Origin of the sequence: Bacillus crepusculi (assembly GCF_014764715.1) — a bacterium.
Classification (GTDB): Bacteria; Bacillota; Bacilli; order Bacillales; family Bacillaceae; genus Bacillus.
Genome location: NZ_JACXXE010000008.1, coordinates 16,173 through 31,607, shown reverse-complemented (window position 1 = coordinate 31,607; position 15,435 = coordinate 16,173). Strand labels below are relative to the sequence as shown.

General features: G+C 41.5%; 16 protein-coding genes. 6 read left to right on the top strand and 10 right to left on the bottom strand.

Going from position 1 to position 15,435, the window contains the following annotated elements; translation table 11 throughout:
* Window positions 1-54: 54 nt before the first annotated feature.
* The 3 genes from IEE86_RS14070 to malK form a co-directional block, all read right to left on the bottom strand.
* Window positions 55-1,137 carry a BMP family lipoprotein gene (locus tag IEE86_RS14070; protein WP_191097784.1) on the bottom strand — a complete coding sequence of 361 codons (1,083 nt, stop codon included), beginning with the start codon at window positions 1,135-1,137 and terminating at the stop codon, window positions 55-57.
* A 394-nt stretch (window positions 1,138-1,531) separates the two neighbouring features.
* Window positions 1,532-2,239 (bottom strand): response regulator, encoded by a 708-nt coding sequence (locus IEE86_RS14065; protein ID WP_191097783.1) that lies wholly within the window; start codon window positions 2,237-2,239, stop codon window positions 1,532-1,534.
* Window positions 2,232-3,830, bottom strand: coding sequence for a malate sensor histidine kinase MalK (malK, locus tag IEE86_RS14060; RefSeq protein ID WP_191097782.1), 1,599 nt, complete (start codon window positions 3,828-3,830; stop codon window positions 2,232-2,234). The genes IEE86_RS14065 and malK overlap by 8 nt, the downstream gene beginning before the upstream one ends.
* 183 nt (window positions 3,831-4,013) lie before the next feature.
* Between malK and IEE86_RS14055 the strand changes: the two genes are divergently transcribed.
* Entirely contained in the window at window positions 4,014-4,571 is a 558-nt protein-coding gene (locus IEE86_RS14055; protein WP_008345822.1) for a YufK family protein, read from the top strand.
* 46 nt (window positions 4,572-4,617) lie between these two features.
* Here IEE86_RS14055 and IEE86_RS14050 read toward each other — a convergent pair whose 3' ends face one another.
* The 3 genes from IEE86_RS14050 to IEE86_RS14040 all read right to left on the bottom strand — a co-directional run bounded on the left by IEE86_RS14050 (window position 4,618) and on the right by IEE86_RS14040 (window position 8,235).
* Complete coding sequence (locus IEE86_RS14050) at window positions 4,618-5,028, bottom strand: thiol-disulfide oxidoreductase DCC family protein (RefSeq protein ID WP_191097781.1); 411 nt, start codon at window positions 5,026-5,028, stop codon at window positions 4,618-4,620.
* Window positions 5,029-5,046: 18 nt separating this feature from the next.
* A complete protein-coding gene (locus tag IEE86_RS14045; RefSeq protein WP_191097780.1) occupies window positions 5,047-6,948 on the bottom strand; it encodes a transglycosylase domain-containing protein in 1,902 nt (633 codons plus the stop codon).
* 108 nt (window positions 6,949-7,056) lie between these two features.
* Window positions 7,057-8,235, bottom strand: coding sequence for an MFS transporter (locus IEE86_RS14040; protein WP_224741013.1), 1,179 nt, complete (start codon window positions 8,233-8,235; stop codon window positions 7,057-7,059).
* A 218-nt stretch (window positions 8,236-8,453) separates the two neighbouring features.
* Between IEE86_RS14040 and kapD the strand changes: the two genes are divergently transcribed.
* Window positions 8,454-9,071 (top strand): 3'-5' exonuclease KapD, encoded by a 618-nt coding sequence (gene kapD / locus IEE86_RS14035; protein WP_191097778.1) that lies wholly within the window; start codon window positions 8,454-8,456, stop codon window positions 9,069-9,071.
* Here the strand turns inward: kapD and kapB are convergent.
* Window positions 9,068-9,460, bottom strand: a complete 393-nt coding sequence (gene kapB / locus IEE86_RS14030; protein ID WP_191097777.1) for a kinase-associated lipoprotein KapB — start codon at window positions 9,458-9,460, stop codon at window positions 9,068-9,070. The two genes, kapD and kapB, sit on opposite strands and share 4 nt — an antisense overlap.
* A 90-nt stretch (window positions 9,461-9,550) precedes the next feature.
* Between kapB and IEE86_RS14025 the strand changes: the two genes are divergently transcribed.
* Window positions 9,551-9,730 (top strand): hypothetical protein, encoded by a 180-nt coding sequence (locus tag IEE86_RS14025; protein ID WP_191097776.1) that lies wholly within the window; start codon window positions 9,551-9,553, stop codon window positions 9,728-9,730.
* On the opposite strand, the gene IEE86_RS14020 is transcribed toward IEE86_RS14025, so the two are convergent.
* Window positions 9,731-11,023: an ATP-binding protein gene (locus IEE86_RS14020; RefSeq protein WP_191097775.1), complete on the bottom strand. Its 1,293-nt coding sequence runs from the start codon at window positions 11,021-11,023 to the stop codon at window positions 9,731-9,733.
* Window positions 11,024-11,155: 132 nt separating this feature from the next.
* Complete coding sequence (locus IEE86_RS14015; protein ID WP_191097774.1) at window positions 11,156-12,331, bottom strand: MalY/PatB family protein; 1,176 nt, start codon at window positions 12,329-12,331, stop codon at window positions 11,156-11,158.
* 83 nt (window positions 12,332-12,414) lie between these two features.
* Here IEE86_RS14015 and IEE86_RS14010 point away from each other — a divergent pair, with 83 nt between their 5' ends.
* A complete protein-coding gene (locus IEE86_RS14010; RefSeq protein ID WP_191097773.1) occupies window positions 12,415-12,675 on the top strand; it encodes a YugE family protein in 261 nt (86 codons plus the stop codon).
* On the opposite strand, the gene IEE86_RS14005 is transcribed toward IEE86_RS14010, so the two are convergent.
* Window positions 12,672-13,496, bottom strand: coding sequence for an alpha/beta fold hydrolase (locus IEE86_RS14005; RefSeq protein ID WP_191097893.1), 825 nt, complete (start codon window positions 13,494-13,496; stop codon window positions 12,672-12,674). The two genes, IEE86_RS14010 and IEE86_RS14005, sit on opposite strands and share 4 nt — an antisense overlap.
* A 170-nt stretch (window positions 13,497-13,666) precedes the next feature.
* Between IEE86_RS14005 and IEE86_RS14000 the strand changes: the two genes are divergently transcribed.
* On the top strand, window positions 13,667-14,167 hold the full coding sequence (locus IEE86_RS14000; protein WP_003213765.1) for an Lrp/AsnC family transcriptional regulator: 501 nt from the start codon (window positions 13,667-13,669) through the stop codon (window positions 14,165-14,167).
* Window positions 14,168-15,361 carry an aminotransferase gene (locus IEE86_RS13995; RefSeq protein WP_191097772.1) on the top strand — a complete coding sequence of 398 codons (1,194 nt, stop codon included), beginning with the start codon at window positions 14,168-14,170 and terminating at the stop codon, window positions 15,359-15,361.
* Window positions 15,362-15,435 lie beyond the last annotated feature (74 nt).

Here is a 15,435-nt window from a genome sequence, read left to right as displayed (position 1 = left end):
AGAGGAGGTAAAGGAGAGGCAAGGGGATAAGGCGTGCTTATCCCGATGCTCAAATTAAGCTTTAAAATCTTTTAGTTCATCACGTGTTGCAGGGATTTTGACTTCACCCTTGATGATTTTTTGTTTCCATTCTTCTACTTTTTTCAATACATCTTTGTCAAGGTTATCTTGAGATGGAGAAATGTCAACAGCGCCTTCCTTCAGACCGTAAGTGATCACTTCGCCGCCAGGGAATTTACCTTCTTTTGCTTTTGTCGTTAAGTCTTGTACCGCTGTGTCTACTTTCTTAATCATAGAAGTAAGGGTGACACTTTGTTTTGTTCCAGGTACTTTTCCTTCGTCATACTGATCTTTATCTACACCGATGACCCAAACTTTACGGTTAGGATCAGCTTTTTTCAGGTTTTTCGCTTCTGTGAAGACACCAGTTCCAGTGCCGCCAGCTGCATGATAAATGATGTCGACGCCAGATTTGTACATGCTTTCAGCGGTTGCTTTCCCGATGTCTGCTTTATCGAATGCACCAGCATATTTCACTTCAACTTTTGCTTTCGGATTAGCTGCTTCGACGCCTGCGCGGAATCCAACTTCGAATTTTCTGATTAATTCAGAGTCAACGCCGCCAACAAAACCGATTTTGTTCGACTTTGTAGAAAGAGCAGCCGCAACACCAACAAGGAATGATCCTTCGTTTTCGTTAAACGTAATGCTTGCTACGTTGTCTTTTTTCACAACTGCATCAACAATTGCAAAATGGTTTTTCTTACGTTGATCTGCGATTTCGCTAATAGAATCTTGCATTAAGAAACCAATACCATAAATCAGGTCGAATTTCTCACGAGCAAGTGTGTTTAAGTTTGTTGTATAGTCAGCGTCTGATTTAGATTGTAAGTAATCAAAGCCGTTTTTACCTTTTGTTAAATTGTTGTCTTTCCCAAATGCTTGTAGACCTTCCCAAGCGGATTGGTTAAACGATTTGTCATCGACACCACCGACGTCAGTTACCATTGCAACAGTGAATTGATCTTTATCTTTTTTGTTTTCACCGCTGTTTGAGCCAGAGTTGCCGCATGCTCCAAGGATGGTTCCTGCTGCTACGACTAAGGACAATGCTAGTCCAATTTTGCGCTTCTTCAAAACATAACCCCCTATAATATTAAAAAGTTTCAGAAAAGTCTCGCGAAAAAAGACCGACCTATCTCTTCTCACCCTTATAAAAAGGGTATTTTATCCTGCTTTTCCATGAAACTTATGGAGTGCAGGAGAGAAGAAGTAAGACATCAGACTTATATCTCGTTGAACTAATCAATCATAATTTATCATTTCCGATCGAATAAATAAATAGAAATTTGTTTTATTTTAAAAAAAATGTTAAAAGGTTTAATTGGATGTCTTTTTATCGGTTGAAATATGATATAATGCCGCTTTTGCAATGTACCATATTACAGTGGAACCGCTGATATCAAGGGGTTTGTTAGATCGTATGCTATAAAAAAACACCTGGCCTTTGGGAAAGGTCAGATGCATCAAATTATAGATATTGCTGAATCAAATTCATATGATTCGTATTGAGTTTATATTGGAAAACAGGGCGTCCAATTGTTCCATACGCCATTTCCACATCAACTACTTCGATGTCCTCAAGAAATTTCAAGTATTTTCTAATGGAAACTTGAGAAATTTCTGTATGGTTGGCTAGGTCTTCGGTCGTGAAAGCCTGCTGACCAAATGATTGAATGCTTGTCCAGATCAGTTTTAAGGTGCTTTTCGTCAGACCTTTTGGCAGAAGGACTTTTTCTGCATCTGCTTTTTTATGAAAGAGCTTCGCATCTAAATCGTTTTGCGAGATGCTGTTCATCGATTGGTACAAGGCGTGTTTTCTTTTATACTCTGCCAAAGCTGATTGGAATCGTTCGAACTCAAACGGCTTGATTAAATAATCAACAGCACCGTTTCGCATCGTTTGCTGCACAACGTCGACTTCATTGGCAGCCGAAATGACGATGACATCAACAGAATGATTTTGCTGGCGAATTTCTGATAATAGCGCCAGCCCATTTTGCCCAGGCATATAAATATCGAGCAGTACAAGATGAATGACTTCTGTTTTTAAAAATTCTAGTGCCTTCTGAAAGGAGGTAGCAATCCCCTTTAACTCAAAGCCTTCTATTTGGCTTAGATAGCGTTTGTTCAGCTCCCCAACCATTGGGTCATCTTCTACTATTAACACATTAATCATGTGAATCCTCCTTTTGTTTATACGGAATGCGAAGACTAAAGGTCGTTCCTTCTCCTTTTTCACTCGTGACAATCATATGTCCGTTCAATTTTTTAATGCTTTGGTCAACGAAGTAGAGCCCGAATCCTCTGTCTTCTCCTTTTGTTGAAAAGCCTTGATCAAACATGATGCTCTGTTCTTCTTTTGTCAGACCGACCCCTGTGTCCGTAATTTCAATATGAAGCTGCTCCTGGGCGTATCGGAAGGAGATCGAGATGTTTTTGATCTCTGTATGAGAAACAGCGTCGAGTGCGTTATTTAACAGGTTGCCAATAACGGTGATGAGATCATGCGTCACTGCGGGGTCCTCTGTGTTTGGAACCTGTGTGCTGCACATGACTTCTAAGGTAGCACCTTGTTCTCTGATGTAGCTTTGTTTTCCTAGTAAAAATCCTGCTAAGACAGAGTTTTTCACATGGTTGATGATTTCATTGGTTTCTGTTTGCTGATAAATGGCAATATCTTTGATATAGGTGCCAAGGTCATCGTAATTTTTGAGCTGGACCAATCCTAAAATCACATGGAGCTTGTTCATAAATTCGTGTGATTGGGCACGAAGGGCATTGGCATACATCTTGACGCCGCTAAGCTGCTCAGCAAGGTGTTTGACTTCTGTTTTGTCACGGAAGGTAGCAATCGCCCCAACAATCTCACCCTTTACCGTAATTGGTACCTCATTAAAGACAAGTTCCAGTCCATTCATTCTCACATCACGATCAAGCAGCGGCTTGCGGGTTTCAATCACTTGCTTTAAGCCGCTTGAAGGAAGGAGAGTCTGAACATCTTGTTCTCTAGGATCACCTTTAATGCCCATATTATGAAAGAGGCGTTTGGCTTCTAGATTGGCCAGCTTGATTTTACCGTGCTGATCGACCGCAAGAATTCCTTCTTTCGTTGATTCTAGCATAGCGCTTCGTTCTTTTAATAATGTGGCGATCTCATCCGGCTCCAGCCCAAACATAATCTTCTTCACTTTGCGCGCAACAATGAGTGCGCCGATAATGCCAGACAGAAGGCTAAGTGATGTGACGAAGTAGAGCGGAAGTAAGCTTTGATGAATAATCAAATCAATTTCCTTTAATGTAATCCCTACTGCTACAGCTCCGAGCTGCTTTCCGTTTTGATCATAAACAGGAACAAAAGCACGCATGGATCTGCCTAGTGTTCCAGAAGCTGTACTAATATGTTCTTTACCGTGTAATGCCGGTTTTTCATCACCGCCAGCAAACCGTTTCCCGATCTTTTGCGGATTCGGATGTGTTTTGCGAATGCCGTTCATATCCATGACGACAACAAATTCCGTTTTGGTGATTCGCTGAACACTTGTTGTATATTTACGCAGTGCTGAGTATGAATGATCTTCTAATGATTTCGCTGTGATCGGAGCCTCTGCGACCATTTTGGCAGTGGAGAGGGCAATGTCACGCTCCTGCTGATGAATATTCTTGGCTGTTTCCGACCATATCGTAAAGAATGTGATACAAAGAGAGATCAGGACAACGATACAAACAAAGATCGTCAGCCGTGTTTGCAGTCTTAAAGTTTTTTTCACGAGTATACCCCTAACGCGATTTTTTCGTAATAGTAATACTTTAACGGGAAAATGTAAGTTTGTGAAGGAATGTACGTTCAAAATCACAAATTTGATTTTGTTGCCAGTTTACTTTGAAAGCATCTTGTCAATCCGTTTTAAGTGAGCCATAATAAATGTGAGCTTATGAGAAAGGATCTATTTATGAAAAATACATATTTGACTGGATATTTTCCGCTGATTTCTATTTTACTATTCAGCTCTGCTTTTTCGATTTTCACCGTAGGGATCACGACTGATTTCTTGACGCAGGCAGGTATTTTAAAAGGAATGCTGGAATTCTTCTCAGAACAGGGCATCCGTCTTGCTCTTTTTGCCGCTTTTGCACTTGTTTACTTTATGATCTTATCTGCCTTAAAACTGATTGCAGATACGGTGTTAGAGCTGGCGCTACTCTTTTTCGCTAAGGACCCTGAAGGGGAGAACTTAAAGAAAATTCGGATTGCATCCGTTGTTTATTTGTTTGCCAGCTTGCTTGCCTTTCTGTTGACGCAGCAGTTGATTCTGCTTGTGGGACTGTTTGTTTTAGCAAGTCTTGTTTATTTTATCTGGGTTGTCGTACGTATTTATCAATCGCTTTCTATGCTGAATTTAATTGGATTTATGATGTTTATTCTGCTGTTTTGGGCCACATTTTTAATCGGCATTTTGTACTTATTTATTAAGCTTTATAATAGTGTAATGGCGAGTCTGCCTGCTTAAACAGACAAAGAAAGCATCCTCCGACATGATGGAGGATGCTTTTTTTTTATGAAAGAAATCGTTTTTGAATATCGGGTGTAGGCATCATACAGGATGTTTTTTGCCCAAACCATTTGTAGCGATTTTTCGCGATGAGCTGATAAAACCAATCACGGATTGGGCGCGGAATGGCGAGGAGCAAATAGCTCCACCGGTACATTCCTTTTAGATGCCATGCAGCTTTTAAAATGCCTGTCGACTTCATATAAAGAGTGCCTTCTTCAATATAAATGAATGAATTGAACTCATCTAAAGGCAAACCATGTTCTTGTAAAATTCGCTGCCCTGTATCTGATTGTAAAGAAGCAAACATCATCCGCTCATCCGGATCGTGCTTAATCACAAACTGAACAGCGCCGCTGCATACGTTGCAGACACCGTCAAATAAAATCAAATGGGGCGGGTGTGTTGAATGCATCGCAATCAAACCTCCTGTTTATCTGGCGTATTGCATCGTATTTTTCCAAATACGTAAGTGCGGGCTTGAGCTATAAATTGATTCAACCGTTCCTCTATCTCTTCCGACCCATACACCCATTGTATATTGATCAGTCAGTCCAACAAACCAAATGTCCTTGTAGTCATTAGAGGTCCCCGTTTTACCACCGATGTAAGGGGAGTTGAAATTGGCTTTTTTCCCTGTTCCACTTTTCACAACGGAGGCCAGTAGTTTGCGCATCGTTTCATTTGTACGCTGAGAATACACTTGCTTCGGTGATTCCTTCCACTTGTATAGGGTTTTGCCGTTTAAGTCTGTCACCTTTGTGATCGAATGACTTTGCGTGTAGGCACCTTGATTGCCAAAAACGGTATACGCATCTGTTATTTCTAGCGGCGAGAAGCCTTTCGTAAATCCTCCAAGTGCAGAAGGAAGGCGATAGTCATCTGCTACAATATGTTCGAATGAGAATTTCTCTAAATAGCTGAAGCCTTTTTTGACGCCTACTGTATCCAGCATTCGGATTGCAGGGGTATTGTAAGAATTCTTAAAGGCTGTTTCAAGTGAGACCGTACCATACGTTTTGTGATTATAGTTCTGCGGACAGTAACCACTGCTACAAAACTTGCCGGCACTGATGGTGCTTGAAGCTGTTGCCCCTGTTTGATCAATGTAAGGACCATAGTCTAAAAGCGGTTTAATCGCAGAACCGGGCTGTCTTTGCGCTTGATAGGCGTAGTTGAAATCAAACTTTTTATAGTTTTTCCCGCCAGCAAGTGCAACAATTTGATGGGTTTCATGGTTAATGACGGCTGATCCGCCTTCCACACCTTGATAAGGCAATTGAGCATTGAGCTGATAGACCGCTCTTTGCTGTAAGGAAGGATCAAGTGCTGTATAAATCTTCACGCCATCCTGGAGCAGGGCACTCACCTTTTCAGATAATTCCTTTTGAATGGCTTTTTTTGCTCCTGCTGTTTTTGCCTTCTTCAATCGTTTTGTAAAGCCTTCCTGATCAGACACAAGATCGGTAAATTCCTCATTGGCATATGTCACATAGTCAGGGTAAAGATTTTTCTTTTCACTTAAGGACAGGCTGATTTTTTCTTTGACGGCTTTTTTGTATTGCTTCTTGGTGATGACGCCATCTTTTTTCAAAATCCCGAGTAGCCGTTCTTGTCGTTTCTTTGTGTGTTTGAATTGTTTTAATGGATCATACAGTGTTGGGTTGTTTGGAATAGCAGAGATAAATGCCATCTGTGCCAGCGACAAAGAACTAAGCGGCTTATCAAAATAGTAATTAGCCGCAGAACCGACACCGTAAACCCCGTTACTAAAATAAATCGTATTTAAATAGCTTTCGAGAATTTCATCTTTCGTAAATTTCCGCTCGAGTTCATAGGAATAGAGCAGCTCCGTAAACTTTCGGCTGAACGAACGTTCATGGCTTAAATATAAGTTACGGGATAACTGCTGTGTGATCGTACTCGCACCTTGGCTGATGCCATGGTTTTTGACATTTGCGGCAAGGGCGCGGACAACCCCCATAAAGTCAATGCCTTTATGGTCATAAAAGTTGCGGTCCTCTGAGCGGAGGAACAGCTCCTTCACAGGATCAGGAATTTTATCGTATTGAACGAAAACTCGGTTCTCATCATTCGATACGATCTCAGAGATGAGAGAACCATCCCGATCATACATATAACTGTTTTGGGAAAAATCTATCTTTTCCAGCTTGATTTTTTGATCAAGCACTTCGTTAACAGGCTTTACACTTGCAGCTTCTTCCTTTGATAGATAAAAAGTCAGAACAAATAATGGGATGAGGGCAGCAAGTAATAACCAACCAATCATTGCACGAAACATGAGGTCACTCACTTTCTTCAATTTTCTAGCCATATCGTACCATTCTTTTGCGAATACGAGAAGGTTATTTTTAGAAAAGAATGGGTGTGAAGTCTAGTGAAGAGGGCTTCTAGACATGAAAAAAGAGTATCTGATGATGGATCAGACACTCCTTTCTTTTGCCTGTGAATGTGAGCGGACCGCCCACAAAAATAACGCGCCAAACAGAAAAATCCCGGCAGTGACATAAAAGACAGCAGGAATCCCGTAATGACTCGCTACAATGCCGCCGATGACTGGACCGACGACATTCCCGAGAAATCGGAAGCTGACGTTGTATCCGAGCACCTCCCCTTGCATGGAGGTAGGTGCTTTGATTCGAATATACGCCGTCGTACACGGAATAATTCCGCCTAGTGCCATCCCGTACAGAAAACGAAAAATGACTAACATGACGTAGGAATCCGCCATGGCTTGCGGGATGAATAAAATAGAGGAGAGGATGAGAAGGGCAAGCAGCACCTTATCGTGTCCGATTCGATCCCCAAGCTCTCCCCATTTTCGAGTAAAGAGCAAGTTGCCAAGTCCAGTTGCAGAAAACGCCAGTCCCGCATAAAAGGCAAGATTGACCGGGCCGTGCAAATCATGAATGTATAAGGCTAAAAGTGGCTGAATACTAAAATTCCCCACTTGCGTAATAAACGTTAAAAGCATCGTGACCACAAGCAATGGCTGTTTGAAAATATGAATGAGTACATCCTTTCGTGAGTAAGAGACGCGCTTTGCTTCTTTTGACCGGATCGGCTGCTCCTTCACACCAAAGATAATGACAATAGCCGACACATAAATGACAGCGGCTGTTAAGAAAAACGTATAAATGAATCCGACGCTGTCTGCCATAAACCCGCCCATTAATGGGCCGAACAATCCTCCGGCGACATTACTCATTTGCATGGTTCCTAATGTTTTACCGGCAGTTGCCTTTTCAGTCTGAGCAGAGATCAGCGCCATTGAAGTAGAGATAAAGCCTGTGACAAGCCCCATGAAGAGCCGCAGTGCGAATAGCTGATAAACGGTTTGAACAAGCCCCATTAATAGAATACTCGTGGCAATGCCAATGCCGTTCAGTAACAAAATCTTTTTATACCCATGCTTATCCCCAATTCGTCCCCAAATTGGAGAGATCAAAAAGGCCGTTAAAAACGTGACCCCAAAGACATAGCCGCTCCATCTTTGGACAAATTCATTCGAATAGCTACTATCAAGAGATTCTATGTAAAGTGATAAAAAAGGGACGATCATTGTAATGCTGGCAGATACAAAAAAGTTCACAAACCACATGATGTACAAGTTTTTCTTCCTGTTTGTGATAGAGACCACCTTCTTTAATTATTTCGTGTTCCTTAATAATTATAAAGGAAAATAAACGATCTTTCATCTGGTGAATAGGTTGGGCATAGTGAATCTGCATTATTTTCGCAAAAATGAAGTGATTTCAAGGTCCGTCTTAATATAATGATAGCAGGATCAAAAACAGACGAGAAAGTGGGGTGAGACTGGTGGAACAGAAGACGTTGCTTGTGGTCGATTTTGAATTTACGATGCCTGATGGAAAGTATCATCCACAAAATTTTTTCCCTGAAATTATTGAGGCTGGGGTAGTGAAAGCAACAAATGAAACGATCATAGACACGTTCTCAAGCTACGTCAAACCGAAAAAATTCCCGAAGCTGACAAAGCGCTGTAAAACTTTTCTCGGAATTACGCAGCAGGATGTAGACGGCGGGATTTCATTTGAGACGTTTATCGAGAAGCTCATGTCGCTTGATGGGGGAGAGGACTGTGAGATTATCACGTGGGGGAATATGGACATGAAGGTATTGAAGCAAAACTGTATGCTCAACCATATTGCCTTTCCTTTTAAAGGAAAGACGCGGGATCTCGCCTTTGAATATAAAACCTTTTTTGGTGACCGAACACTTACGGGGCTGCGAAAAGCCGCAAAGGAATATGGCAGTGAAGGAGCTGGTAAGCATCATAAAGCACTTGATGATGCCATGACGACTTATCAGCTGTTCACTCTTTTTGAAAAAGACAGAGCCTATGTGGAAAACCCGAAAACAACCAAAATTGGCGAACTCATCGATTTCTCTCATTTTTTTGATTCGACTGATTAGCGGGCGTCTTCTGGAAAATAATCTTTTTCAAGAGAAGATAGGCAGGCTCTCGATTTTTCAGCCCATTTGGAATCATCCGCATGGAGCGCTTTTTTTAATTTGTTTACGGCTTCTTTCAGTGACACTTGATAATCAGGTATGTCACCATCGAAAGGCTTTACCATATGATGAGGGATATTTGTCTGTTCTCTATAGGCCAAAGCTCGCCTCTCCTGAAAAAAAGGCACGTCTGCTTCTTTCGGATGATGCAGGTCGCCTTGAGTGGGATGTGTCAGAACCGCTTTGATTTGAACGAGATAGGCCGACGGTTTCACTGCTGTCACTTCCCCAACGTACACACCTGTTTTGTAAAAACCTTTCACAACCTGTCCCATTTGAATGTCTGTCATGTGAAATTCCTCCATTTCCTTCTCGCAGGAAGGTATTTCATTTCTTTTAGCTAATATAGTGAGGTAAACGAGCAAAAGGGGGAATGGCGAATGCTGTCGTTCATCGCACTCTTTTTACTGTATTTTCCTGAAGATAAAAGGGAGTACATCCCAGCGGCAATCACCACAGTACTTTTCTTTATTGCTGCATTTATCTGCTTTCGTCTGATCGTTCGCGCGTCTAAGAAGCAGGAGCAGATAGATGAAAAAAGAACAAAAAATATGGATTGATCATTTCCTTCTTGTGTCTTCAGGAAACTTCACGGTGACTGTTGTACCAGACTGTAGAGAGCTTTTGAAACGAATGGTTCCGTGGTGATTTTCTATGATAGAGAAGGTCACTGTGAGCCCAAGTCCAGTCCCTTTATTTTTCAAGGTGTAATACGGTTCGCCAAGCTTTTTCATTTGGCTTTCTGTCATGCCTACACCGTTATCAATGAAATAAAGGCATATTTTATGATTTTCTTTTGAAGCAAAAAGTTCCACTTTCCCTTCGTGATCGGGGGCTGCTTCAATCGCATTTTTGATTAAATTAATCATGACTTGCTTGATCTTCGTTTCATCACCTTGAATGTATAGGCCGGGTTCAATGGATTGATGAATCGTGACCGATTTAAAATTCGCATAGGATGTCATCAGTGATGCACATTCCTCAAGTAATTTAGACAGATTGAGAGATTCAATTTGATAATAGTTTTGTTTCGCAATATCAAGATAACTCGTGATAATATCCTGCGCGCGGTCTAACTCGGACAGAACGAGATTTTTATAATCTTTATGAGCAGGCGGCTCTTTTACATTGTCACTAGAAAAGAGCAATTGAATAAACCCTCTCACAACTGTAAGCGGATTGCGGACTTCATGGGCGACACTTGCAGCGAGCTCACTCACAATGGTCAGCTTTTCTGACTGGACGAGCTGTGTTCTCATTTGTGCATTTTCTTTGATGAATTCAATGGAATAGATACTTAGCACAAGAAAAAATATGTAATAAAGAGTTGAGAAAAATAACTCAAGGAACTTTTGCTGCATAATAAAAGCTGGGCTGTATTCTATTAGGCTGACTGCAAGCAGTCCAATGTAAATAAAGATTCCTTTTGATAGACCGATGAGGACTCCGAATATCAGCTTTTTTACCTTTGAATATTGACGCCATTTCCGGTAGAACAGAAATGGGATGAAAAAGTAAATCGGTACAACAATGAGTCCAATCCATAAGAAAGAGCCATACATCACGAATTTGACAATAGAGCTAATCAAGATGGCGACAATACCGGCAGTGTACCCTCCGTATAAAATGGCAAGTACAAGGGGAATTGATTGAAGCCCAGTTTGTAAATCTAAAATCGAACCAACTGGATATAGAATACATAGTGCGGAAGAGATGGATGCAAATATTGTGATGAGCAGTTTGTTCCTTTTTGGGAAATGAGCAGGGGTCCGGCTTAGCCATAGCGCATGATATAAAAAGATTGGAAATAGAATAAAAGATACATGGAGCAGAAAATCCTTGAACATTTCCATTTAAATGCTCTCCTCGTAAATAATAGTAATTCCTCTCATTATATCATCTCATGTACAAAGTAGATATGATAAAAGGAGGGTTTTTTTCTTTAAAAAGAACACCCGCTAGGATGCTCTTTTGTATAATTGGTCTTACTTGGTTGATAGAGTGAATGCTCGATGAAGGCGTGTCAGACCCTCTTTCACCGTGAGAGCAGGACAGCCGAGATTCATCCGAATAAAGCCGTCTCCTTCATGTCCATACACATGTCCAAGCTCTAGTATGACTTTCCCCTTTTTCAGCAAATTCCGTTTCAATTCCGCTCGAGTCAATTGATAATCACGAATGTCCAGCCACAATAAATAAGAAGCATCTGGTTTCATATAACGCATATTCGGAAGATGTTCGTCAATATAGTCCATCGCCATCTTCATATTGTTTTCGAGATAAAGAACAAGTGAATCGAGCCACTCATCCCCTAGGCGATAGGCCGCTTCCATCGCAGGAATGGCAAATGCATTCAGTTTGGCCAGCCCGTTTCTGTGCACTTCATTGGTGAAAAGGGTTCTTTTTTCTTCATCCGAAATGATAATGGCAGATGCCTGAAGCCCAGCTAAATTAAAGGTTTTACTTGGTGCAATACACGTTACTGTAATATTTGCAATATCATCAGAAAGACTAGCAAATGGCACATGCGGCTTCCCGTATAGCATCAAATCAGAATGAATCTCATCTGAAACGACTGTTACACCATGCTTGATACATAGGTCTCCCACTCGTTTTAATTCCTCTTTTGACCACGCTCTGCCGGACGGGTTATGCGGATGACAAAGGAACATCAGCTTCGCCTCTGGTCTGCTTAGTTTTTTCTCTAAATCATCAAAATCCATCATGTAGCGGTTATTTTCTATTTTTAAAGGATTGGTTGAGACAGTACGTCCATTTCTTTCAATCATTTGATAAAAAGGCGTATACACTGGAGACTGAATCACCACCTCATCATTCGGTTCTGTAAAGGCTTGGACAGCAAAACTAAGTGCCGTCACGATACCTGGTGTGAAGGTGACAGCTTCTGTTTGAATCGTCCATCCATGTCTTCTTTTGAGCCAGCCGGCCACTGCCTGCTGCGTTTGGTGATCCTGATAGGCATAGCCAAATACGCCGTGATCTAATCGTTCTTTTAATGCATCAAGGACGACCTGTGGCGCTTTAAAATCCATATCTGCTACCCACATCGGCAGTGCATCTGTTGTGAGGAACAAAGACTCTGCTTGATCCCATTTCACTGATTTTGAACCTTTACGTATGATCTGTTCGTCGAAATTCATGAAACCCACCTCTAGCTGTTTTTCAACCATTGTTGGTTGTGCTAAAATAAACATCACAAAATTTATTATAAGCGGTGATACCGATGAAAGATAGTCAAGCTGTAGAAGAGATGATTCATATCATGAAGGCATGGGACCCTTTTCATTATGGAGAGGACTTTTATGAAACGGAGCCTGCTGACGTCATCAGTGCGTTATACGACGCAGAAGACCCGTTATCTTTAGCAAAAGAAATTCAAGCTATTTACCATCACTCATTTGAGCAGCTTCTTCCGATAGAGAGCTGTCAACATATCGCGAATCAGCTTTTCGTCGTAAGAGACAGCAGCTCGTGCTCACGCTAAGACAGGCTGAAATTGCCGATTTGATCAGACACAAAGACCGGATTTTCCTCAGGAATGAGGTGCCCGGTTTTTTTTAATGCATGCAGCGTCGAGTGCGGCAAATCCTTGTGCAGTCTTTCGCCAATTTGAATAGGAACGATCCGGTCTTCCTCCCCCCAAATCAGCAGGACGGGTGTCTCCATTTTCTTTAAGACATCTGACGCTAAATCGCCTTCCCTGTGCCGAATCAAACGAAAAATACCTCTGAAAATTTGGTCGTCTGAAAAAGGCTTTAAATATCCGTCCACCATCTCTTGATCAATAATCGAATGATCGTGCACAACAGCGGTTAAATTTTTCATAATACCTTGCTTGAACAGCTTTCTTTTTAGATAAAGATAAAAATAAGGAATATATGTGCTGTAAACAAGCGATTTTTTGGACTTATTCATATACCCTGAACTGCACAAAAGAACCGCCTTTTCAAATAGATCTGGGCGTTCAGATGCAGCGTATAAGGCAATCTGCCCGCCCATCGAATGGCCCACTAGGATCGCATGCTGAATCTGCAAGTAACCGGCTAGTTCAATAATGATATTTGCCATGTTGCGATAGCTGTAAATAAAGGTATTCGACTTCTCGGACTGCCCAAATGGAGGCAGATCGATTGCGATTAAATTGAAATCTTGTTTCAAAAGCGGGATGAGCTTTCGATAGCTGAAAGTAGAAGAGAAGAGACCGTGAATCAGGATCAATGTCTTCTTTCCCACATTTGGATAGTGCTCGTAATAGATATCTAAACCGAATTTACTTCTCATATAAGCTGGCTGAACAATGTCCACACTCATCACTCCGATACTCACTCTCTGTTAGGTGACTGTATTGTACCCTAAATAGTGGATTTTAAGCTACGATTAGAATCTTTTCCCTGCTTAGCATAATGGGAAAAACGTGCTATAATGTTCAGAAGATTTTTTAAAACTAGCTTTTACATACAGAGGTGTGAAATTAAATGAAACTAACAGAAAAAGAAACTGAAATATTAGAGATTTTAGATGAAAACAGCCGCGCCGATTTAAATACAATTGCGAAAATGGCAGGCGTGACAACAGAAGAAGCCGAAGCCATTATTCAAAAGCTTGAAGATCAAAAAGTCATTATTGATTATTCAACCATGATTGACTGGCGTAAAGTGGATGGTCACGAAGGTGTCACAGCCATGATTGATGTGAAAGTGACACCAAAAAGAGGCGTCGGATTTGATGAAATTGCTGAACGCATTTATAGGTTTCAGGAAGTGGAGTCCGTATATTTGATGTCAGGTGTATATGATCTCTCCGTTGTGATCCGCGGAAGATCCATGTCTGATATTGCCCGCTTCGTATCTGAAAAATTATCGACACTTGATTCCGTTGTTTCAACTACGACCCACTTCATTTTGAAAAGATATAAACATGATGGGAAAGTGTTTGAAACAGGGGATGATGACAAAAGAATCGTGGTGTCTCCTTAAATGAAAAAGTCTTATTTATCTGAAACGGTTCAAAGCATTCAGCCGTCAGGTATTCGAAAATTTTTTGATCTCGCAGCCACAATGGAAGGGGTCATCTCCCTTGGTGTCGGCGAACCAGATTTCGTGACAGCTTGGAATGTCAGAGAAGCAAGCATTATGTCATTAGAGCAAGGCCTTACCTCTTATACGGCGAATGCAGGTCTGCTATCTTTGCGGAAAGAACTAAGCCACTATTTATATAAGCGATTTCACATTGATTACAGTCCTGAAGAAGAACTCATTATTACGGTAGGCGGAAGCCAGGCTCTTGATTTGGCCTTTCGCGCGATTTTAAACAGTGGCGATGAAGTCATCATTCCAGAGCCTTGTTTCGTAGCATACGGGGCACTTACGACACTTGCAGGCGGTGTGCCGGTTTATTTAAGTACATCGGCTGAAAAAGACTTTAAAGCCGATTCTGCTGATCTTCGTACAAAGCTGACGCCGAAGACAAAAGCCATCTTGCTATGCTCGCCATCAAACCCAACAGGGTCTGTCTACTCGAAAGAAGAGCTTGAAGATATTGCTCAGTTTGCAAAGGAGCATGATCTTTTAATTATCACGGATGAGATTTATGCAGAGCTGACGTACGATGAAGCTTTTACAAGCGTTGCGGCGATTCAAGATATGAAGGAAAGAACGATCTTGATATCAGGCTTTTCAAAAGGGTTTGCGATGACAGGCTGGCGCTTAGGATATGTGGCAGCACCACCAGTACTCCGTGATGCCATGCTGAAAATACACCAATATTCTATGATGTGTGCTCCGGCTATGGCACAATATGCGGCAGAAGAAGCATTGAAAAATGGACTTGAAGATGTAGAGAAAATGAAGAAAAGCTACAGAAGACGCCGTAATTTGTTTGTCGGCTCTCTCAATGAACTGGGTCTGACATGTCATCAGCCAAACGGAGCGTTCTACGCTTTTCCGTCGATTAAAAGCACGGGTATGAGCTCAGAACAATTTGCTGAGGAGCTACTGCTAAGTGAAAAAGTAGCCGTTGTCCCTGGAAATGTATTCGGTCCGAGTGGTGAAGGGCATATTCGTTGTTCATATGCATCATCACTCGATCATCTTCAGGAATCACTGTCAAGAATCCAGCGCTTCTTACAGGATCGACAAGTGAAAGAAGAAGCACCGGTCATTTTAAAATAAAAAAAGGCACCAATCCAGTTGGATTCATGCCTCTCAAATTAGGGGGGAATACTAGAAAGCATTCTTGTTTTCAG